The organism is Vibrio sp. 970 (genome assembly GCF_033339075.1).
In genome coordinates this window covers 177103-200131 of sequence record NZ_JAWOTW010000001.1, presented here as the reverse complement: position 1 = coordinate 200131, position 23029 = coordinate 177103, and the positions used below count along the sequence as shown (strand labels likewise).

The 23029-nt window shown below is 44.3% G+C and carries 18 protein-coding genes; 11 read left to right on the top strand and 7 right to left on the bottom strand.

Annotation, left to right across the window (positions count from 1 at the left end; all coding sequences use genetic code 11):
• Window positions 1–171 precede the first annotated feature (171 nt).
• The 3 genes from R7Q11_RS00935 to R7Q11_RS00925 are packed head-to-tail and all read left to right on the top strand — an operon-like array spanning window position 172 to window position 5241.
• Window positions 172–828 carry a TetR/AcrR family transcriptional regulator gene (locus tag R7Q11_RS00935; RefSeq protein ID WP_021707693.1) on the top strand — a complete coding sequence of 219 codons (657 nt, stop codon included), beginning with the start codon at window positions 172–174 and terminating at the stop codon, window positions 826–828.
• Window positions 815–2143 (top strand): efflux RND transporter periplasmic adaptor subunit, encoded by a 1329-nt coding sequence (locus tag R7Q11_RS00930; protein WP_042523281.1) that lies wholly within the window; start codon window positions 815–817, stop codon window positions 2141–2143. The genes R7Q11_RS00935 and R7Q11_RS00930 overlap by 14 nt, the downstream gene beginning before the upstream one ends.
• The gene (locus R7Q11_RS00925; protein WP_225466106.1) at window positions 2140–5241 is read left to right on the top strand and encodes an efflux RND transporter permease subunit; all 3102 of its coding nucleotides are present in this window, start codon (window positions 2140–2142) and stop codon (window positions 5239–5241) included. The genes R7Q11_RS00930 and R7Q11_RS00925 overlap by 4 nt, the downstream gene beginning before the upstream one ends.
• Before the next feature lie 507 nt (window positions 5242–5748).
• Here the strand turns inward: R7Q11_RS00925 and R7Q11_RS00920 are convergent.
• The 5 genes from R7Q11_RS00920 to R7Q11_RS00900 form a co-directional block, all read right to left on the bottom strand.
• On the bottom strand, window positions 5749–6588 hold the full coding sequence (locus R7Q11_RS00920) for a DNAase (protein ID WP_225466105.1): 840 nt from the start codon (window positions 6586–6588) through the stop codon (window positions 5749–5751).
• Window positions 6589–6592: 4 nt separating this feature from the next.
• On the bottom strand, window positions 6593–7813 hold the full coding sequence (locus R7Q11_RS00915) for a hypothetical protein (RefSeq protein WP_225466104.1): 1221 nt from the start codon (window positions 7811–7813) through the stop codon (window positions 6593–6595).
• A 339-nt stretch (window positions 7814–8152) separates the two neighbouring features.
• Window positions 8153–8419 carry a hypothetical protein gene (locus R7Q11_RS00910; RefSeq protein ID WP_005373876.1) on the bottom strand — a complete coding sequence of 89 codons (267 nt, stop codon included), beginning with the start codon at window positions 8417–8419 and terminating at the stop codon, window positions 8153–8155.
• Window positions 8420–8743: 324 nt separating this feature from the next.
• Window positions 8744–11902 carry an efflux RND transporter permease subunit gene (locus R7Q11_RS00905; RefSeq protein ID WP_225466103.1) on the bottom strand — a complete coding sequence of 1053 codons (3159 nt, stop codon included), beginning with the start codon at window positions 11900–11902 and terminating at the stop codon, window positions 8744–8746.
• Window positions 11903–11915: 13 nt separating this feature from the next.
• Window positions 11916–13073, bottom strand: coding sequence for an efflux RND transporter periplasmic adaptor subunit (locus tag R7Q11_RS00900; RefSeq protein ID WP_005373881.1), 1158 nt, complete (start codon window positions 13071–13073; stop codon window positions 11916–11918).
• Window positions 13074–13591: 518 nt separating this feature from the next.
• Here R7Q11_RS00900 and R7Q11_RS00895 point away from each other — a divergent pair.
• Window positions 13592–15109: a phospholipase D family protein gene (locus tag R7Q11_RS00895; RefSeq protein ID WP_225466102.1), complete on the top strand. Its 1518-nt coding sequence runs from the start codon at window positions 13592–13594 to the stop codon at window positions 15107–15109.
• 90 nt (window positions 15110–15199) lie between these two features.
• Entirely contained in the window at window positions 15200–15787 is a 588-nt protein-coding gene (locus tag R7Q11_RS00890) for a class I SAM-dependent methyltransferase (protein WP_213961018.1), read from the top strand.
• Window positions 15788–15841: 54 nt separating this feature from the next.
• Here R7Q11_RS00890 and R7Q11_RS00885 read toward each other — a convergent pair whose 3' ends face one another.
• The gene (locus R7Q11_RS00885) at window positions 15842–16312 is read right to left on the bottom strand and encodes an ASCH domain-containing protein (protein ID WP_005373887.1); all 471 of its coding nucleotides are present in this window, start codon (window positions 16310–16312) and stop codon (window positions 15842–15844) included.
• Between the two features lie 200 nt (window positions 16313–16512).
• Between R7Q11_RS00885 and R7Q11_RS00880 the strand changes: the two genes are divergently transcribed.
• Complete coding sequence (locus R7Q11_RS00880) at window positions 16513–17358, top strand: tetratricopeptide repeat protein (protein ID WP_005373890.1); 846 nt, start codon at window positions 16513–16515, stop codon at window positions 17356–17358.
• Between the two features lie 13 nt (window positions 17359–17371).
• Window positions 17372–17767 (top strand): DUF2391 family protein, encoded by a 396-nt coding sequence (locus R7Q11_RS00875; RefSeq protein WP_005373896.1) that lies wholly within the window; start codon window positions 17372–17374, stop codon window positions 17765–17767.
• A gap of 9 nt (window positions 17768–17776) precedes the next feature.
• On the opposite strand, the gene soxR is transcribed toward R7Q11_RS00875, so the two are convergent.
• Window positions 17777–18211, bottom strand: coding sequence for a redox-sensitive transcriptional activator SoxR (soxR, locus tag R7Q11_RS00870; protein WP_005373898.1), 435 nt, complete (start codon window positions 18209–18211; stop codon window positions 17777–17779).
• A gap of 201 nt (window positions 18212–18412) precedes the next feature.
• Here soxR and R7Q11_RS00865 point away from each other — a divergent pair, with 201 nt between their 5' ends.
• The 4 genes from R7Q11_RS00865 to dgcA all read left to right on the top strand — a co-directional run bounded on the left by R7Q11_RS00865 (window position 18413) and on the right by dgcA (window position 22806).
• On the top strand, window positions 18413–19621 hold the full coding sequence (locus R7Q11_RS00865; RefSeq protein WP_225466101.1) for an MFS transporter: 1209 nt from the start codon (window positions 18413–18415) through the stop codon (window positions 19619–19621).
• Window positions 19622–19775: 154 nt separating this feature from the next.
• A complete protein-coding gene (locus R7Q11_RS00860) occupies window positions 19776–20657 on the top strand; it encodes a LysR family transcriptional regulator (protein WP_042523297.1) in 882 nt (293 codons plus the stop codon).
• A 101-nt stretch (window positions 20658–20758) separates the two neighbouring features.
• A complete protein-coding gene (dgcN, locus tag R7Q11_RS00855) occupies window positions 20759–21763 on the top strand; it encodes an N-acetyltransferase DgcN (protein ID WP_053349330.1) in 1005 nt (334 codons plus the stop codon).
• A gap of 50 nt (window positions 21764–21813) precedes the next feature.
• Window positions 21814–22806, top strand: coding sequence for an N-acetyl-D-Glu racemase DgcA (gene dgcA / locus R7Q11_RS00850; RefSeq protein ID WP_225466100.1), 993 nt, complete (start codon window positions 21814–21816; stop codon window positions 22804–22806).
• Window positions 22807–23029: the final 223 nt, after the last annotated feature.

Sequence of the window (23029 nt, the reverse complement as noted above, 5' to 3'; positions counted from 1 at the left end):
TTCCTAAGTAAATACTTTTCTATTTGTTCAAAGAGCAGTTCTTTCTGCTCTTTTTTACTTCTCTTCATCACAAATTAATCACTTGATTAAATACTGATTAATTTTTCACATGTCGCATGAGAAATCAGCGTCTTATAATTAATCAAATGTTTAATATTTTGAGAGAAGATTGTGACGGAAGCGCATCGAAGGGCGGGAAGACCCACAGATAATATCGACGCAAGGGAAAAACTGATTTTCCACGCGCGCGAACTCTTCACCATTATGGCTTATGACAAGGTCTCTACTCGCCTAGTCGCGCAGAAAGCAGGCGTGAACGTGGCGATGATTCGTTACTACTTTGGCAACAAAGAAGGCTTGTTCGAGACCATGTTGCGCGAAACACTGTCACCGATGCAAAAGCAGATGCAGACGTTGGTATCCAACAGTAACGAGCAAAACTTTCTCGATCTAATGCGCACCTACTACCGCGAAATGATCAAGGTACCACAGTTCCCACGCTTAGTTGCCCAAGTTATGAATATGCCCCCATCGGAAACCCAACGCAAACTGCTCGAAAAAGTCTTCGCAGATATCAGTAAGCCAATGCAAGGCGTGATCTTTGATAAGTTGATCGACAGTGGCGTTTTACGAAAAGACGCCGACCCTCAACTTTGTCGCGTCTCTTACATCAGCTTGATGGTATTTCCTTTTATGGCACCACCAGCACTGCTCGCCATTCATGGCATTGAACTTTCAGAAGCCTTCTTGAACCGATTATTCGAACACAACATACAACTGATGAAACATGGATTTTTAGACTCGGGCGACCAATATGAAGATAAATAAAAAGCTGCTGTTCTTTCCTGCTCTTGCGGTGGGGGTCGTCATTCTGTTTTTGGCGATTAGCCTCAAACCAGATTTGCCCGTAAAACCCGCTGGAGATCGTGCACGGTTGGTCGAGACGATTCCACTTGAGCTCAAAGCCATTGCTCCAGTAGCCATAGGGTTTGGCAAGATCGCCCCAAAAGTGGAATGGAAAGCGATAGCCGAAGTGACGGGGAAAGTGGTCTACCGCCATCCGCAGCTGGAAAAAGGACAAGTGTTGCAAGCAGGGACAGAAATCTTGCGAATCGACCCACTCGATTACGAACTGAAACTGGTTCAAGCTCAAGCCGATCTCAAATCTGCTCAAACCTCTCTGGCTAAGCTGAACCAAGAAGAAGCGAATCTCAAAAGCACACTCAAGATAGAAGCCAACCGTCTGGTTATCGCCAACAAAGAGTTAGACCGTAAACAAAACCTACGTAAGAAAGGCTTAACCTCGCAATCGGATGTAGATCAGCAAGAGCAAAGCGCGCTCTCTCAACGTAAGTTAGTACTGGATATTGAAAATCAAATTGGTTTGATGCCGGATGAGAAACGAGTCGCGGAAGCCCTAGTTAAAGTTAATGCATCAAAAGTGGATGAGGCCGAACGCTCGCTTGATAAAACCATCATCACGCTTCCTTACGATTTGCGTATTGCTGACGTAGAAATTGAGAAAAAGCAAGTGGTTAACCTCCAACAAACCATGGTGACAGGACATGGTATTGATGTCATGGAAGTGGAAGCTCAACTATCCATTCATGACATGCAAACTTTGGCGGCGAGCATCGGTGAGTTTGTCCGCGATGAATCTGGTATTCCACAACCTGATATGAATGCGATTCATGCCAACATTGAGCTCAGCAGCGGTAACCTCTCTGCAAGCTGGCCTGCGAAAGTTGCACGCATCAGTGAAACGGTTGATCCAAGCCAAGCGACTGCCGGTGTGATTCTGGAAATTGAACAAGACTACCGTGCATTAAACCCAACGTCTGCGCCTCCATTGGTGAACGGCATGTTTGTGCGTGCCTTGATTGAGGGACAAGAGAACCCGAGTTGGGTCATCCCAGAGCGTGCGCTTCATGGCGATAAGATTTACCTGATGGGAGATGACAACCGTCTGCAAGTCGTCACGGTTGAAGTGTTATATCGTCGCAATAACCAAGTGGTGATCGATGGTGAACTAGAGCAAGGTCAGAAGCTGATCATCAACGATTTGCTGCCTGCGATTAACGGCATGCTATTGAAAGAGTCACCTGAACAGTCAGAAACGGCTATTGAGGAGTCTGATTCATGATCCGATTCTTCGCCAAGCACCCAACGGCAGCTAACTTGCTGATGCTAACGCTGCTTATATTGGGTATCTCTTCACTTTCCACGATTAAGCGGGAAACCTTTCCTGAGTTTGATCCGCCCTACATCCTAGCTGGTGTAGTCTACCCAGGAGCTTCCCCGCAAGAAGTCGAAGAGAGTATCTGTGTCCGAATGGAAGATGCTGTTGATGGCCTTGCTAACATTGAAGAAACGCAATGTGAAGCGATTGAAGGCTCTGCGCGTCTTATCTTAAAACTGAATGAAGAAGCCGACATCGGCCGCATGCTGGTTGATGTTCAAACCCAGATCAACTCGATTAATGACTTCCCACAAGAAATTGAGTCTCCTGTGGTCCAAGAGCTAGATTGGAATGAGCCAGTTGTGGATATCGCGATCACTGCAGACACCACATGGCCAGAGCTAAAAGCCTATGCAGAACAACTTAAACGCACATTAAAGCTCGATTATGATGTGTCTTTGGTTGAAGTTGCAGGCTTCTCTGACCACCAATACCGAGTAGAGTTAGACACTCAAGCCATTCGACAGCTTGGCTTAAGTGTTGGCGATATTGCTGAGCAGATTGGTCGTCAGAACGTCAAGTTGCCAAGTGGTAATGTCGAAACGCCAGATAAGAACTTTCTGATCCGCTTTGACGAACGACGCGTGACGCCAGAAGAGCTTGAGACTATCGTCGTGGCCTCTGGTCCAAATGGGTCAATCATCCGTCTAAGAGACATTGCGACGATTACCGACCGATTTGAATTGGACGAACAGAAAGTCCTCTTTGATGGTCACCCTTCTGCCCTACTAAAAGTCAGCAAAAACAAAGAAGACGATGCACTGCGCATTAAAGAACGTGTTGCTCAATTTGTCGAAGAACAACAAGCCATCGCGCCAGACGGTGTGATGCTACAAATGACCAATGACCTTTCATCCGTGCTTTGGGATCGCCTGACCATGATGGTCAAAAACGGTTGGCAAGGTATCATTCTGGTCTTCGCCACCATGTGGTTGTTCTTTAGTTTTCGCTACTCTTTTTGGGTCGCAGCTGGTTTACCTGTTGCCTTCTTAGGTGGGTTATTTTTGATGGCGCAACTTGGCCTGTCCATCAACATCATGTCTTTGGTCGGGTTACTCATGGCCATCGGTATCATGATGGATGACGCCATCGTTATTGCCGAATCGATTGCCGCTCACCTAGACCGAGGAGAAGAGATCGATGATGCCGTAACTAAAGGAGTGAAAAAGGTACTGCCGGGGGTGATCTCTTCCTTTTTAACTACGGTGTGTATTTTCGGTAGCTTGTTATTTTTGCAAGGTGAAATGGGTGCGGTACTTAAAGCGGTTCCTCAAGTTCTGATCCTCGTACTGAGTTTAAGTTTGGTGGAAGCCTTCTTGATTCTACCTAACCACCTTTCTCACTCACTACACAAACAAAAGCAAGAGCGAAAAACACCGAAGTTCAAACAAAAGCTGCTCGCTTCTTTTGAAAACTTTCGCAACACCACCTTGGTCAACGCAGTGGATAAAGTGGTCGAGTATCGCTATGCCTTTATGGGTGGTGTGGTTGCCTTGCTTCTTATCTCCGCAGCCACGTTAGTAGGTGGTTTACTCAAGTTTCAACCCTTCCCTGAACTGGATGGCGACATTGCAGAAGCGCGCATTATTCTTCCTCCGGGTTCTTCTCTGTCTCAAACGGAAGCCGTCGTCGATAAGATCGTCGCTTCCGCTCAAAAGCTAGATAAAGAATGGACAGAGAAAGTGGAAGACGGCAATCCATTGGTTCTACACATCACCAGTCAATTCAACGCTAACGCCGATGCGAATGAATCTGGCCCTCATATTGCCACGGTGCGTCTGGATTTGCTGGGTGCAGAGAGTCGTAACACACTCATCGATGAATTTATCGATGCATGGCGCGAAGACATCGGTGAACTTGCCGATCCTATCTCGCTGGTATTTAAACAACCGACCATGGGGCCGGGTGGACGAGCGATTGAAATTCGAGCGAAGCATGATGATCTGGATGCGCTCAAAGCGGCCTCTATCGACATTCAGCAATACTTGAATGAGTTTGACGGTGTCCATGGCGTGTTGGATGACATGCGTATGGGTAAAGAAGAAGTTTTGGTTAAACTGCGTCCGGGGGCAGAAGCTTATGGGGTTAACGGCCAACTCATCGCCAATCAGTTACGTGCGGCTTTCTTTGGCCAAACCGCAGACGAAATCCAAGTTGGGGTAGAAAACATTTCCATCGAAGTTCGCCTCGATAAAGCACAAGCTGGTGACTTACAGCAATTGGCAAACTTCCCAATTATCTTGTCCGATGGCAGTCAAATCCCACTCGCGACCATTGCGACTTTGGATTTCCAACGTAATTACGTAAGAATCCAGCGCATTGATGGCTTGCGCACAGTGAGTGTATTCGGCGATATCGACAATACGAAAGCCAACTCAACCGCCATTATTCGTCAGTTCCAACAAGATGAAGCGCCAAAGCTTATGCAAAAGTATCCTGGTCTTCGCTTTGATTTTGAAGGCGAAGCCAAAGATACCGCTGAAACTGGCGCATCAATGGGTAAAGGCTTCTTGCTTGGTTTGTTTGGCGTGTTTGCGATTCTGAGTTACCAATTCCGCAGTTATTTGGAACCATTCGTCGTAATGCTTGCGATTCCCCTCGCCTTTATTGGCGTGGTATGGGGACACATCCTACTCGGTCACTCATTAAGTATGCCAAGTATGATGGGCTTCGTCTCATTAGCAGGGATTGTGGTGAATGACTCGATTCTGTTAGTTCAGTACATACGCCATCATGTGGATGAAGGGGATAATGTGCATGACTCGGTAGTCAAAGCCAGTCGGGAACGCTTTAGAGCAGTATTCCTAACATCAATGACCACTGCAGCAGGTTTGCTTCCGTTACTGACTGAAACCAGTTTGCAAGCACAGGTTATCCAACCACTGGTTATCTCCATCGTGTTTGGTATTTTCGCATCCACTCTGCTGGTGTTGTTTATGATCCCTGCTGCGTATGCCATTTTAGCTGACTTCGGCCTAGTCCATAAGCACGAAGAAATCTAAAACAACTGATAAGTACACTTATCAAAATGAACAAGAGCGGCTTAGGTCGCTTTTTGTTCAATACCAATGCGTTAAAAAACACACAATCACTTAACAAACAGAAGGTTATTGTGTCTCATTAAGTGTAAATATGAACAGTTAAGGATTAAGTATGTTGAGTTTTATATAACCAAATCAAATAACCAACACAAGATTTATAATATGTTTTATTGTCAAAAACGGCATTTCACAGAGTAAAAATACACGCAGGCAACACATTCACAATTTAAACTCACGATAATGAAAACATTGATTGAAGAATTAACATTTTAACAATCATTACAACAATGTTAACTTTAGCCTCGTTGGTCGCGCTGGTGGTAAGCCTCTCACCAAGCCTATTGTCAGTTTTATATGGACGTTCGACCACCTCCAAAATGAATAGACACCCAATTTGGTGCCCTTTTTTCGCCCGTGAAAGCATTCTTCGCGGGCTTTTTTCTTTAAGTTAAGTATGAACGCTCTGGATCAACTTTTTTTTGTCAACCTTTCGGATTTGGAGGTAGTATGCGAATCAATAAGCGGAGACAGTGCTAGCAACTCTAAAACATTTTTTTCAAAGATTTCATCCGCGTGTCTTACCCAATCTAAAAACTTTTTTTGAGCAAACATAGGCTCGATTTCATATAAAAATTCAATACTAAAGTAAAACTCATTTTTGATAGGCAAATTGTACACTCTTCGATAGTCTTTTTTATACTCCAAATTTCCTTCTACATATTTTGAAAATGTATTTTCACCAATCTTGATATCTTGGCATTTGATTGGAGGGTAACCACGAAGAAACTCTCCTATAAGGAACTCTTCTTTCGCTCTCTTTTTTTCTTCGTTTATCGGGTCCATTCCCCAACGATGATTTGCGTACGCAATGGCATCATTCATCAACTCTGTATGATCACCTTTTCGAGAGCCGTCAGGTGACTCTACAGCATGATAAAAATCCACGTACTCTTTCTCTATAAATGAAGATAGTTCATTAACACTAGTAATATATTTATCTGAAGATTTAATCCTTAACCGAATATATAAACCACCTTGTTTATTGATTGGTAATAGTGGATTTATTATTTTATTTTGAAAAGAGAAATAAATCGTGGCCAATTTTATAAACTTTTCATGCCGCTCTACTTTTGAATCAATATTGAACCGTTGTAATTCAATAAAATCTTGGTATACATGTCCTTCATATATGTTGTTCGGACACTCAAATGACAGCACTAAGTCATCTATCTGGAATACATTATGTAACAAGTTTGCAAAATCTGGCTTTCCTCGAAAGCCATCTTTATACATTTTAATAAGGCCCATATATCTAACCCTTGTTCTTTAAATATTCATCAATATCTTTTAAACGTTTACTAGCCATATTATTACCAGACATCATCAGTTGTCGTCGATAAGATTCCACACCGAAATAGGGTAATGTATGTGGGCTCTCTGTGACCTCTCCATTCATCACTAATCCCAAGAATTTACAACAACGAACGAGACTACTTGCAGATAATGGAGTTTGTCTCGCAGCAATATTTGGGACAATATCAAAGGGATTCGTTCGGGTTTTTGTGTAATTAACTTTCAAACCAAGCTGCTGTGCATTTTTCCCTATCTTCGTTGTATTTGTTCCCCCTGCATGCACAACGATTTGTTGATTCAATAGTCTTAAGCTCGGATTATTTTTTCTAACATACTCAAGAGCAGAGTTAAAAATAATGGCACCTTGGCTATGTACTGTCCATTTTACTTCCTTACCCTGCTCTGCACATTGTTTCATTACTGCTGCTAGGTGTTGAGCATTGTGCGAAGTAAAACGAGTTTTGTCATAAACACATTCAATAAGGTCCAGCTTCGCATTATCAGAAGGGTTGTGAAACAACGTATACTCTGTTGGCTTATCTTCTTTGTACGCCACCTGCGTATGTACCCCCATCAGTGTCGCCGCTTTCTCATAATCATTCAACATTCCATTTACCGTTGCATGAAGCGTATTGACTTGATGAGTTATTTGAGCTTTAGTGTGGTCCCACTCAGCCAACAATAACTTTGCTTCATCATTGTTCTGCACTCCATTATACTCACCATTTTTACCTGTTTCTTTCTTCACATGATACATTTGGGTTCTTTGATGTGAATGCTTAAAAATAGACTTACCATGCAACTGTCGATCAAAAGCAATATCATGAATTACAACTTTCCCGTCTCTAAGGATACAAGTTAATAAGTAATGATAATTTTTGAAGGGATACCTAGTTCGAAATATTCGAAGCAATGGATTGCGTTTGTGTCTAACTACAGAGGGTGTGCTTGGATTAGATGAAAGAAAATACATTTCTTTGACAACTTGCTTCTGATCATATTCATTCAGAGACGCAAGCATGATGAGGGATTGTCTTGATAAGTATAGTTTTTTATTGCTAAAGAGTGCAGCAGAAAGCCTCACTCTTCCATGTAAGAATTGTTCAACCTCATTAACCGACTTATTATTTAGCCCAATGTAATCAAAAGCCTCTTTCCTTTCAATAAATTCCCAAGTCATTACTAATCCCTCTTCAAATAAAAGTGAACCACATACTAAGGTATTATGAAGGTCAAAAAGGAGATCGGATCTTTTCAAAATTTTAAATATCTAACATCACCTCCACTTTACTGAAATCTACACTTTTAAAAGTTACATCCGCTCCATCCAGCAATAGCTCATCAAACACGCCAACTATTGATAATGAGCTTGAGGATCTGATCCCTACCCATGAAATGAGAAACAAAAAAGCCAGCCTTAAAAGGCTGGCAAGTAGAGCAACAAGGTCAGTGCTTACTGCTAACTAACACCGAACTCGTATTGGATTCATTTTCGTCTGTTAGTCTCTTTTATCGGCGTTTATGACTTGCTTGCTTTCTCTTTGTGGCACGTTACCTTTACTAACTGTTCTTGCTCATCTTTAATGTTTTTCACGATACGCTCATCACGTGCGTGAATGGCATCCATGTTCATTTGCTGAATATCTGCTATAGCTTCATGTTTCATCTCAGAAAAGTCCTGACGTAAATCTGAGCTCCACTCCTCTTTGTCTAAAGTGTTAGCAGCAGCGATCGGTGATGACATTACAGCAATAAGACTTAGAGTAGATAGAAATACGCTTTTCATAATAAGCTCCTTGAGGATTAGCAGTTAATTTTAATTACAACTTATATATTGCACATACGATGCCAACTTTTATTTTGTTATTTTTCAATAACTTAAACCATGAACCATATTAGACGTTATCTTCATCTGGTAAATTTCGCTAACCAAGTGTCAAATTAACCATGCAAATTTAAAACATCAAAAGCATTGATATGGGAAATACTCCGTCAGGCAGTTTTCTCATCAGATAATTACGTAACTGCCCGTTAAAAAATCACTTTGAATCAAAATGCGGAAACAAAAAAGCAGCCCGAAGGCTGCTCCTAATCGTTAACATCAAGCTTGTTAAGTCGATAAGCTTGCTTCAACGCTCGACGTCACTGGCGACTTTCTGAAACGATTAATCAAACGATGGATAAACCTCTTAATCGATCTGAAAATATTTTTAATATCTTCAAGCATTAAATACAAACAAGGCACCAACACTAAAGTCAGAACCGTTGCGTACAACACCGCAAAGCCCAAAGCGACAGCCATCGGTATGACAAAACGCGCCTGCAAACTCGTTTCAAACATTATCGGCAATACACCCGCAAACGTCGTTATTGAGGTGAGCGTGATAGCTCGAAAACGAGCACAACCCGCCTCAACAACCGCTTGTTTGATGTTCATACCCTTTTCTCTCACTTGGTTTACGTAATCTGTCATAACCAGAGAGTCGTTGATAACCACGCCAGCAGCGGCGATCAAACCAAATGTCGACATCATACTGATGTCTAAACCTAGCCAGAAATGGCCCCAAATCGCCCCCGTCAGACTAAACGGAATGACGGACATTACAATCAAAGGTTGGGTATAACTTTTTAACGGTACAGCTAACAAGATGTAGACGATGATCATGCCTGCAATAAAGAACAAAATCTGTTCATTACGCTGCGCAGCCTGCTCTTCAATATCACCGCCCAATTCTGTTTTCACAGTTGGGAAGGCTTGCTTCATGTCCGGTAAGATATTGTCGTCAATGACCTTAACGATTTCTTGAGGCTCAACCAATTCTTCGTCTATGGAACCATAAACATAAACGGTTTGATACCCGCCTTCACGTCGAATGCTACTCACGCCCGGCTGCTCATTGATCTTCACCACATCACCCAACATGACCTTCTTACCTGCTGGTGTGGTAATCACAGCGTAACGCAATGATGAGAATGCTTCACGCGTCAGTTGCGGGTAACGCACCATAACTTTAATTTCTTCACCATCACGAATAATGCGCTGTGCTTCGCCACCATAAAAGCTGCCACCAACTTGCTCTGCGATCATGGTGAGATCCAGACCGAGATCGTACGCTACAGGCGCAAGAGACAGGAGTACTTCTTTGCTTCCAGAATCAATAGAAGATGAAATATCATATAACCCTTCTTCCTGCTGTAAACGCTCTATCAAGTAACGCCCAGCCTCGTTGAGCTCATTGATGTTAGAACCAAACAACAAGTAACCAAACTCATCTCTGTCACCACCACCCGCACTCTGCTCGCGGATTTTGATGCTCTTCATACCTGGAATAACAGGCATAGCTTCACGCCAACGTCGAGCCAGCTCAAATGTATTGAACGGGCGTAACTCTTCATCAACCAAAGGTACTAATACACGACCTTCGGTGCGGCTTCTGTTGTACGACAGCACATCACGAATCATTCCTTGACCATGTTCTGCAATGGTCTCAGATTCGATCTTTTGCATGACACGTTCAATAGTCTTGAGTGCACTGATTGTCTGCTCACTTGAAACGGTATCATTCATTTCAATAGTGATCGCAGGATAGTCAGTCGGCACTTTAGGGTTAGGGATCACCCGAACATAATTCGCGTTGATCAAAGCCGCGCTGATCAGCAGTAAACCACAGAACACCGCAAACACTGTCCAGCGCCAATGGGTGCATGTTGTTACAAAGTTCCGATATGGACCATTTACAAAACCAAAAAAACGTTGGTTAAATCGGTCACGCCAACCACCTGGTTTAACTGGCTTAAAATGAGTATGCGCAAGGTGTGCAGGAAGGATCAGCTTCGATTCAATCAAACTGAAGATCAAACAAAGAATCACGACCCCCGCGATACCATAAAAGAAGGCACTATCAATACCGCTAGACAACAAGAAAGGGGCAAACACAGCAATTGTGGTTAACACACCGAAAGTGGCTGGTGTGGCAACACGTTTTACACCACGAACCACGTTTTCGACGCCACCGCCCTTTTCTTCGATTTCACTGTACGCACTTTCTCCCATCACGATGGCGTCATCAACTACAATACCGAGCACCATAATGAAGGCAAAAAGAGACACGATGTTTACCGTGATCCCTAATGCAGGCATCATCATTACGGCACCGAGAAAACAGACAGGTAGCCCAATCATTACCCACATAGCCAAGCGGAAACGTAGAAAAATGGTCAGCATAATCGCGACTAATGCAGCACCTTGCAGCAAGTTTTTCAACATCATGTCGAGACGCCCATTTAAATAATAAGTCGTATCAACTAAGACTTTGAGCTTAACATCCTGCGGCAATGTCTTGTTTTTTGCTTCAATATAATTACGAACGGACTGTGCAACAGGGATAATGTTCTGATCACGAGTTGCTTCAACAGACATGTAGATCGCATTTTGCCCTGAGTATTCAAAATAGCGCTCTTCTTCCGTAAAGCCATCTTTGATCGTGGCGATATCTTGCAGTAAAACCTTCGCACCATTTGCGCCAAGCTTTACAGGAATATTTCTAAACTCATCACCACGGTAGTATTGGTTTTCAATCCTTACTGCAATCATCCCTGAGTTTGTTTTTACTTCGCCCGCAGAAAAGTTGGCTGAGTAACGGCTGATCGCGCTGCTGATATCGCTCAACGTCAGGTCGTATTTACGAAGAACAAGTGGGTCTACTTCAATCGCTATTTCTTCTTCTGGCGCACTCAGATACACCAGCATGACGTTTTCTAACTGAAGTAATTCATCTTCGATTTGCTTAGCAAGCGGTTTAAGCTCCTCGAGCGGTCGGTCCCCAACTAACCCCATTTCGATTACATCTTGGCGCCATTCAACTTGGTAGACATTGATTGGTTCCATACCCGCTGGTAAGTTAGACAAGGTATCAATACGTTGGTTTACATCATCTAAGACACGCTTGATATCGGCATTAACGTCTACCTCGATGGAAACATACGCGCTACCTCTAGAGGCCGTTGAGACTGCTTTTTTAATCCCGGTGACGTCTTTAATCGATTCCTCGACCTTAACGAGAATACTCTCTTCTATCTCTTGAGGAGAAGCGCCAGGATAAGTCGCACGAACATCAATGTAGTTCACCTCAATATTCGGAAACATCTGCCTTTGAATAAAGAGAAAACTCACCACACCCATGATAATGATGAACACCATCAAAAGGTTGGCAGCGACGGGGTTATTCGCAAAATAGGCAATCAAGCCCTTTTGTTTAATATCTTCCATGACAAACTCCTACTTACTGTACGACGGTTTCGGAGTCGTCACTCTTTTTTGCGATTTGTACCGCCATGCCTTTTTGAGGGTACTCGGGCAAGGTCAGTACCAACTTATCACTTTGCTCTAAACCTTCGCCCACCAGCAAAAACTCACCTTCTGCTCTCAAAACCGTGACAGTTCTGGGTTGAAGTTGATTATCGCCATTCACTACCCACACGGTACGATTTTTTACTAATTCCTGTGGTAAGCGGTAGATATGCTTAAGTTCCTTACCAGTGAAGCTCACTTCAACGTAGGAGCCGAATTTAATTGGAGGCTGCTGGTTATCGACACCGTATGGGTCCGCGATTTGAATGACCATGTTAATCATTCGGGTAGCGCTATCAATCATGCCTAAATCACGAACTACTCGACCTTCTCTAGTGGTAGAAAACACACCTTGCTGCGTCACTGTCGCAGTGAGTTCACCAATGGATTCGGGTAAAAATGCACTATCAAAACCGGCAATGGGTACGTGCACCTCTGCCACTTCGATGTTGTTTAACGTGGCAACTCGAGAACCAGATGTAACAAATTGACCAACACCAATATCACGCTCAACAACCAGCGCATCGTAAGGTGCAACGACTTTGCAATTTTCTAACTCTCTTTTTGCTCGTTTGAGTGCCGCTTGAGCCGACTTTACTTGCGCTTGTGCGCTCAAAACGTGAGGCTTGCGTAAATACAGATCCGTCACTTGCTTATCGCTCAGTCTCTTTGCCTGACGTTTTGCCACTTCGGCTTTCGCTTGTTCCTCAATCAAGTTTGCGCGTGCACTAGCTAAATCGGCTTCAGCTTGTAAAACCGACGCTTCATAGTTGTCACTTTCAATTGTGAAAAGAACCTCTCCTCGTTTTACGATGCCACCCGTCACAAAATTCGGGTGCCAACTCGTAACTTCACCACTAACTTGCGCGGAAAGGTGTGTTTTTTCAAAAGGGACTAATTCACCGTGACTGGTAATCACCACTTTGTGATCAGTAGGAAAAAGAGAAGAAGCCTGAACAGTAGGTTCTGTAATTGCATCTTTGGTTGACTCTTTTTCCGGCGCAGTTGCGGCAATTGCAGCATATCCTGCATAAGAGCCTCCAACGACGGCGAAGGGTAAAAGCCAACGTAATATGGGTTTTGCTAACATCGAAAATCCTTTTTTATTGTTGTTTTCAACACCACACTTTTATTCAGTCCATTGCTCCCGGTAAGCATGGTGGTGAGAGAATTGAATTTGAATAAACATCAAAGCGGCGCTTGCCTAGTCTTTTAAGCAGCGAACTAGATAGTTATTGCCAATTCAAAGTTAATAAAATTAACAAAAAATTAACCAACTGCGCAAGTTGCTCTGACTTAACTTTTATTCTAAACAGCAAATGACATGCCAAGCATTTATTTATTAAAAATCATATGGTTATATAAAAATCATTATTTTATCCAGTGTGCTATTGGTCATAATCACCAGATATTAGTGATTATGACCAATACGGCCATAATGATAATTAAAATAAATGATTATCTGCGCTCTAAAAGTTGAACTTAGTGCAGGCTCTATGGCAATTCATTGATTAATCGCTCGTTATCAAACGGTTCTGGGTGCATGTGGCGTCAGCTTAAGTCTATAATTTGGAGTAGGTAACACTCTGTAAGACAAGGAAATGTGCTTTGTTACAAACGCTCGCCAAGTTGCTCTTCCCCCCGCTGCTCACTATTTTATCGGCATGCTCATCCGTATCGTTGAATGACGCCAGTGAAAAGTCCACCAGCTTTCAGCTCGGTTATCAAAAGGATTCTGTTCTTGCGCAGTACTTTGAAGCTTACGGGAGAGACCCCAAGTCCATAACTGGCTTTGCACCGTTAAATCAGGGACACGATGCCCTTCTTGCTCGAACCTCTTTGATCGAGTCCGCCCAGAAAAGCCTTGATCTTCAATACTATATTTACCGTGGTGACGAAACGAGTCAGCTAATAACGTGGCGCTTGTATGAAGCGGCAAAGCGTGGTGTTCGAGTAAGGCTGTTGCTTGACGATATGCAAAAGCGAAACGACGATGTGATGGCAGCCCTCAATGCACATCCTAATATAGAAATCCGCTTATTTAACCCACATCAGTATCGCGACTCCCGTTGGTTCGCTCTTGCTAGCGATTTTGAACGTCTTAATCGTCGTATGCACAATAAGTCTCTGATTGCAGACAGTGTTTCCGCCATTGTCGGAGGTAGAAATATCGGCAATGAATACTTCTCTTTTGAATCGCAAGTTGAGTTTGGTGATTTTGATCTTCTGCTCTATGGTGAGGCGGTACAACAAACTGCCGATCAGTTCGACCTCTACTGGAATAGCGCCTATTCGATACCAATGGAATGGATTACACCGAATTCACAGCAAATTACCGACCAAGCGATTCAAAAGCAGGTCAATAAACTCCGGTTAGAGGAAAAGTTTTCAACCGGCCGCTATGACTTCACTCAACTGGATATGTACCAAGATCTAAAACAAGGCAAACTCAAGCTCTACTGGGGAGAAGCGAAAGTATGGTTTGATCTGCCCGATAAAGTCGCGACCCGAGAGAGCCAACTTATTGATAATTTGTCGGAATTGGTTAAAAGTGTTGAGGATTCATTTGTGCTCATTTCTCCCTATTTCGTTCCAACTGAAGCAGGTACTCAAGCATTAAGTAACGCGGCCAAGCGAGGCGTTGATATCACGATTGTGACCAATAGCCTCGCGTCTAACGATGTGTTTGCCGTGCATGGTTGGTACGCAAAATATCGAAAAGATCTACTCGAAGCTGGAATCAAGCTTTGGGAAGTAAAAGCGAGCGCGAAACTCAAAAGTAAGTGGAGCCTCACGGGGAGTAGCAGAGCAAGTTTACACGCTAAAGCAATGACAATTGATAACAAAACACTTTTCGTTGGTTCGATGAACTGGGACCCACGTTCGGCCGCTTTGAATACCGAAATGGCCGTTGTTATCGAACAGCCAGAATATGTGCAAATGTTTCTAGAACAACTGCCAAATCAACTGTCGAGTAACGCCTACGCCTTAACTCTGCGCGACGGGGACATTGTCTGGACCGACGTAAAAACAGGCGAAGAATACGACTCCGAACCAGAAGCAGGAGTATGGCGAAAAATGGGCGCTTGGTTCTCCGGAATATTACCGATTGAAGATCAGCTATAACAGCTGCCAATACTGCAAACCTCCCCAGTCAAGCAAAACAAAATGGACGCTAGTTTTGGGCAGGGGACACAACCAACATAAGGAAGTTCAATGCCAGCGCAATGGAATGAATACTATCAGAAAATTTTAAGCCAACCTCACCGCCCAAACGTGGAAAATGCCGTAAACCGACTTAAGATAGAAGGCAAAGTCGCTCTTGATATTGGCTGCGGAATAGGTCGAGACAGCCACTTTCTACTCGAACAGGGATTTAAGGTTCACGCATGTGATAGCAATGAAGATGCAGTAAAAACTTGTTTAACACGCTTTGAAGGTAATAAACGATTTTCGGTTTCGCAGTGCTGTTTTACTGAGTTTAATTATCCTCAGTGCAGCTTGGTTATCGCAAATGCCAGTTTGTTCTTTTGCCCTGACAAAGGCTTCAAACAAGTCTGGACAAAAATAGACAGCGCATTACAACCGAGCGGTATCTTCTGCGGCGATTTCTTGGGAGTGAAAGACTCCTGGGTGACCTCCGAAATGCATCCAAACATTACCGCATTAACGAAAAAGGAAGTGGAAAGCTTATTCGAAGGTTACGACCTCATTTCATTGCATGAAAGAGATGAAGACGGGACCACTGTAGTCGGAAGCCAAAAACATTGGCACATGTTTAGTGTGACCGCTCGAAAGCGCTAAAAATGGTCTCTCGATAAAGAAAGCAGCACTTCAAATCAGTGCTGCTATCAGAGATTAATTGACGGGATACACCACTTCAAAACGCTCTAAAACCAGCGTACGTTTCTCATGCCAATCGATGTTCAACTCATCGCATTCAGCTTTAAAAAATGCAGTATGAGCATCACGCCACCAGTTTAAGGTTCTATCACCTTCGCCTTCTGCGAAGGCAAACTCTGCGGTTACATCCTCATATTTGCATGTACTTACGTCAGTAATTCGTATCACGCAAACCGGGTCCCCATCCCAATTCGTCACTACTTGTAAATGACCGACTTGGGGCATGGTTTCACCATGTTCTCGATACCAAAGCTCCAAACTGCACGATGCAGTTTTCTGTCCAATACGAACCAAATCTGCGCATACATTCGCGTTGTATTCGTCGGCACAATAATAGTCAGCACTGACTGATGGTACAGCTTCCCTTTGTTCTGGTGATAATAATTCTAGGAATTGTTCTAAGTAATCCTTAGCTCGCGCGTCCATGCTCACTCCATTAATCATAAATTCGCAAGGAGGATAAAAGATATCACAACAAATAACCACCAGGAACAAACTGAAAAACAACAAGAATATGACTTCTACGTAGACGACTGTTATTTCTTTTGTAATAACTTTGCTAAACGTTTGTGCTATTTGCTATTGTTGCATGGTCTATCTGTACTCTTCTCGTGAAAGGACGTTATATGCGCTTATTTATTGGTATTTTTTTCTCGCTGATACTTGCCTTGCCAACAATGGCATCGGAGGAAAAGTATTCAGAATCGGATCTGTTAGATAGACCATTAATGGAACGCTATATTTTAGATGAACTAAAAGCGCTACGTCAGGACTATCAAAGCCTAGAAAAGCGAATGATCACAGAGATCACCGATCGCGAGCTAACGGTCGCAGATAAATCGTTGAACTATGCCAACGTGACCGTTACATACTTCTTCTACATCATTGCTGGTGTCGCATCGCTGATTGCCTTTGTCGGATGGCAATCTCTGCGCGAGTTTAAACACAACACCAAAGAGATGGCTGATAAACGATTGGAGAAGATCGCCCAAGAATACGAGAAAAAGTTTGTCGCCCTTGAGCGAGATTTAAAACGCAAAACTCGCATTATCAGTGAAAACAACAAAGAGATTGAGAAAATCAACGAGATCCATAACTTATGGCTACGTGCACAAAGCTCTCAAACTCCAGAACAACGTATTGAAATCTATGATGAAATCTTATTAATTCGTCCAGGTGATTTAGAAGCGTTGACTTACAAAGCCGACGCAGCGATGGAAATCAACGAATACCATTGGGCACTTAGCATTTGTAACCGCGTACTTGAAGTCGATTACACCAACGGCCCTGCACTGTATCAACGCGCGTGTGCATACTCTCGCCTTGGTATCGAAGAGCAAGCTATTGAAGACTTGGAACGCGCAATTGAATACAGCCCATCCATTCGTGATTTACTTGCCGAAGAACGAGACCTCGAATTGCTGCACGGTAATGAGCGTTTTGAAAAGCTCTTACATCTAGCAAGCGAATAATGGAATAAACAGCATGAGCAGCCACTTTAATCTAGAAGACGCTAGCCAAGTATTGGTTGGTGCTTTTGCCCTAGCAGTCCCGATCTCATTTTCGGAGGAGGCGTGGCGATTGGGTGAGAGCCTACCAATGGCAAACTTGCTCATGCTGTTAAGTCTTTCTGTCATTTTCCTCAGTTTTTTCGCGTATCAAAGCGTGTTTCAAAGCCACATCAAGAATCGCGTATCCATCTTTATTTTTCGTGTGGTTATCGCGTACCTCATTGCGGCCGTTGTGGTAGCGTTAGTTCTTTTCTGTCTTGATAAGCTGCCACTCATGAATGAGCCTTTGGTTGCGATAAAGCGCGTTATCGTCATCACAATGCCTGCTTCGATGGGCGCGATCGTAGTCGACAGTTTCGACAAAGAATAGAGATAATCGCTACTCTTCTTCTAACGTTAAGTTCGACCCCGAGTGGTCTTTCCCTAATACATCTTCTGGGTTTCGCAGTGCGCAGGTTTCTAACGACAAGCACCCGCAGCCAATGCATCCGCCTAAATCGTTTTGCAACGCTTTAAGTTTTTGAATCTTTTGTTCTAACTGTTCATGCCAATGGCTTGCCATTTCTTCCCATTGCGCTTTGTTAGGGGCTTGGTGTTTCGGCAGTTCATCTAACGCATGTTTAATTTCTTCTAACGACAACCCAACTTGCTGCGCTGCTTTGATCACCGCAACACGGCGCAACACACTGCGATGGTAGCGACGCTGATTACCTTGATTTCTCCAACTCGAAATCAGTCCTTTTTGCTCGTAAAAATGTAGGGCAGATACTTTCACTCCAGAACGTTTTGCCACTTCTCCTACGCTGATTTCCATCCTTGACTCCCTGTGTATCAATTTTGTTAAAAAAATGCTTTACCTCAAGTTTACTTGAGGTTTTAAAGTTGCACCATCTTAATTAACGCTAAACCCCGGCGATCTCAAGATAATGTGTTCAGCGCGAACGACTTGGTTGTTAAACACAAGACAGTTGGACATCAACCTTTTGAAATCCATCGGGAGTTAGAGGCAAACATAATGAAAAATAAAACTCAGCCGTACTTAGCTGGCCGCTTCTTCGACAGCATTTCCTCTGGCTTATTCATGATGGCACTGCCATGGGTCATGCTTTCCGAACCTAACATGGGTACATTCGTCGCTTTAGTTTCTCTGAGCTGCACCGCGATTTCTTTTCTAGCAACTCCTTTCTTTTCCACTTTAATTGACCGACATTCACGCAAAGTACTACTCGTGCTCAATCAATGGATTCAATCGGGTATGGCTTTGGTGGTGTTCATTGCTTATTGGTTAGGGTTTGAGTCACACTGGTTACTGGCTTTTGCGCAATTGGTGTATTGGGTTTCGAGTAATTTTGCATGGACGACCAACAACGCCTTCACCCAAGAAAATTATCAGCACCATGAGTATGCGAAAATTTCGGGTCAGCAAGAAATTGTAATGCAATCCACAACCCTCGGAGCTGGCGCGTTGGGTATTGTTTTGCTTGAAATGTGGGGTATGAAAGAGTTTGCTTTGTTTGCGGCCAGCGCCTCTGCGTTAGCAGCGATGTTCTATATTCTGACGCCTTATACCCGACAATTAAGGGCGTCAAAATCCGTTGCTTTCATCGCGCAACTCAAAGAGAGCAAACAAATATTCCGTCTCGAACCCCGATTTTATGGCTTTATTCTGCTCTCTTGCCTCTCTTATCCTGCATTGACGTATTTGAGCAAACTGGTGCCGATTTGGTTTTCTGAACAAGGCATCTCTGGCGATTGGTTTGCAGGGTTCAACATCAGTTTTGGCCTCGGCTCGTTGCTAACCGGCTTTATTGTCACCAAAGTGCTAAGCCGTGCCTCCCATAGCCACATTATGTTCGCTTCGATGGTTATGGTCTCTTTTGCGCTTATCGGGATGAGTTTTGCGATGAGCCCGCTGACCATCTTATTGTTTACGGCGCTGTTTGGCGTATTTAACGCGCTAAATCGCATTGCGAGAGTCAACTGGATGCATCACACCGTAGCGGTTCATCAACGAGGTCGCGTCGATGGCGGCATCAGCATGTTTGCCACCACCATTCAATCTCTCAGTTACGTCCTGATTGCAATATTGAGTCATTACGAACTAACACAATACGGTTTTGCAATCGCAGCCGCTGTCATGGTATTAGCAGTGATTTTGATGGGATTACTCAGCCGAGACGTCGAGCCGTTTAACGACCTGCCCCTTCATGCAGCAGCAAAGTGAAGCATAGAAATTGAGAAGTTGAGAAATTGAAAAAGCGAGATAGGAAGGCAACCAACATCGTCTTCCTATTTTTTACGCCAGCACTTTTGCCTCTATCGCTTATCAGCAAGGTTGGGTATTCTGAGGTGACCAACATAAGCAGAGAGAAATCGCAGTGAACTTAAGGCAATTAGAAGTCTTTTACGCCATTATGCAAGCAGGAACGGTGTCAGGCGCGGCTCGCTTACTGCACGTTTCCCAACCTAATGTCACTCGAGTTCTCGCCCATACAGAACAACAACTGAGCTTCGCTTTATTTGAGCGTGTAAAGGGCCGTCTCGTTCCAACTCAAGAAGCCAAAGCCTTATTGCCAGAGGCTGAAAAAGTCTATCAACAACTCGGACAATTTCGCTCTCTGACCAACAAAGTCAAACAGGGAACTCAACATTTACGAGTTGGTGCTCCGCCTGTTTTGGCCGCACACTTGTTAACGCCGACTGTCGCGTTGTTGTCGAAAGAGCACAGCATCTCCTTTGAGCTCTTAACGGCCAATCGCGATGAGCTGTGCTCAGGTTTACTGAAACATGAGTTGGATGTCGCCATTGCGTTCGGTGAAGAAACGCCACCAGCGATCATGGGACACATGTTATTAAAAGAAAACTTGGCGCTAATTGCCCCTAAAAGCGCAGCGATACCCACAGAAAAAACCGTCACTTTAGAAGAACTCATCAGTCACGATTTACCCATTATCGGTTTAGATAGCCGAGATCCTCTGGGCTTATTGCTGCATCAAACCTTATCGGCGCGTGACGAGCATTATCAACATGCCATTACCGTCCGCAGCTACTCCGCGGCGGCTGAACTGGTGAAAAACGAAGCAGGATTCGCGATTGTAGACCCTTGGACTGCAAAACAATATCGCCAAGATAATGCCGTTTCCGTGCATGCTTTGGAGCCAAATATGTCCTTCTCTGTTTCTATTTTATTCGCAGAGCACACACCTCAATCCATTGCGACAAAGCAATTTATCACCGCCCTAAAACAACAGATGGTTTAAAGGTATAACCTGAAGTTATACCTGCCTAACAAATAAGCATTCGGTTTCCTAAATCAGTCTGGCTAAATTAATGAGCAATAACGATGACGAAGGGAACCATCATGCAAATTGCTCAACCTTACCTACTTTTTCTTGGCGATGTAACCGATCCACTTGCAGCAAAAACCGCGCGTGGCATTTACCAATGGCGACCTGAGATTTGCCTTGGCCAAATCCGCCTGACGCCAGAAACCGTATCGCTTGGTTTAACCGACATGACAATACAACAAGCGCAGCAGCAAGGAGCAAAAACGCTGGTGCTCGGCACGGCAAATCCAGGAGGCGTCATTCCCGAAGCTTGGCAAGCAACCTTACTTGAAGCGGCAGAGATGGGATTTGAAATTGCATCGGGCATGCACCAACGTTTGGCGGAATTTGCTCCTCTTGCCGATCTAGAACAACGCGGATTAACCAAACTGTATGATGTTCGTCATTATGATGCCCCGCTCAAGGTCGGCAATGGCAAAGCTCGCGCAGGCAAGCGAGTACTTACTGTAGGGACAGATTGCTCCGTTGGCAAAATGTACTCTGCCCTTGCCATTGAGCATGCATTGAAGCGTAAAAACTGTCGTGCAGAGTTCAAAGCAACGGGTCAAACCGGAATTCTCATCGCAGGCAGTGGCATTTCGATTGATGCCGTAGTTGCCGATTTTATCTCCGGCGCAGTAGAAGCGATCAGCCCTGAGTTCACCGATCACGATTGGGACATCATCGAAGGGCAAGGTTCATTGTTTAACCCTTCGTTTGCTGGCGTAAGTTTGGGCTTACTTCACGGCGCACAAGCTGACGCTCTGATACTGTGCCATGAGATTGGTCGCCCGCACATCCGCAACTTACCACATGCGAGCTTGCCAACCATTGAACAAACGATAGAAGCGAATCTGGCCGCTGCTCGCCTAACAAATCCAAACGCTCAATTAGTGGGTATTTGCTTGAACACTTCGGCGGTCAGCGAAGAAGATGCAGCCCAGTTATGCCAGGATTGGAGCGACAAATACCAAGTGCCCGTCACCGACCCTGTACGTTTTGGCGTTGATGCGGTTGCAGATAGGCTCCTTACGATTTAAGAAACATTTACGGTTTAGAAAATAACTGCGGTTTAGGGAAAACTAGTGAGATGAAAATTCATGTAGAACCTGTCACGCTTGCCATGGCGACACCATTTCGCATCTCTCGCGGCAGTCGGACAGAGTGCCACGTAGTCCGAGTGACAATTGAACATCGAGGCATGACAGCCCAAGGTGAATGCACGCCATACCCTCGTTATGGTGAATCGGTTGAATCGGTGATTAAGGCGATTTCTCACGCCGCACATGAACTGCAAAGTTTGTATGCCAAAGGCGAAGCTGATGTCATGGTTCTCAAAAGCCAGCTTCAATCGTTATTGCCCGCGGGGGCGGCAAGAAATGCATTGGATTGCGCCCTTTGGCATCTTCACGCGCTTTTGAGCCAAAAGCAGCAGGTTCACGACCTCTTTACGTTACCCGAGGCGATTGTGACGGCGATGACGGTTTCTATCGACAAGCCGCAAGCGATGGCAAAACAGGCACAAACTTACCTTAGCCAAGGCGCAAAACTGCTTAAGGTAAAACTGGATGGTGAAAACGTGATTGAGCGCGTTGCAGCAGTACGCGATGCCGCGCCGCACGCACAAATTGTCTTAGATGCGAATGAAGCGTGGCAAAACCTCGACCTCGCGACGGTATTTGCTCAACTCGAACCGCTAGACATCACCATGATCGAACAACCGTTGCCACAAGACTGCGATGACGTACTCGCCAGCATTCCGCACCCCATTCCACTTTGCGCCGATGAAAGTTGTCACACCAGAGAGCAATTGCATCAGTTGGTTGGCAAATATGAAATGGTGAATATTAAGCTAGATAAAACTGGCGGGCTCACTGAAGCACTATTATTAGCCGACGACGCCCAAAAACTCGGTTTTAGCCTCATGTCCGGTTGTATGTTGGGGACGTCGCTTGCGATGCGTGCTGCCTTACCCATTGCTGCTCAGGCAAGCGTTGTCGATCTTGATGGCCCGGTGCTGCTCGGACAAGATGTAACGCCAAGCTTGGTTTATCGCGACGGCGAAATCGTTCTTTCCAAATAGCCTAAACAATCCAGAGGTTTTGCTCCAAAAGTCAGAACCTCTGAGTTTATGATCTCGATTAAAAAACAATCAGCCCCATCATGAAATAAGTCACATAAATTATACGGTTATTACGGCATGCTAAGATTACAGTGGTCCAAGAAGGTGGTCTTATGCATCGAGTCATCCGAAAAATGACATGGAAGACGAATAGGCGGTAATCCCGCCCTACTCCAATGCAGTG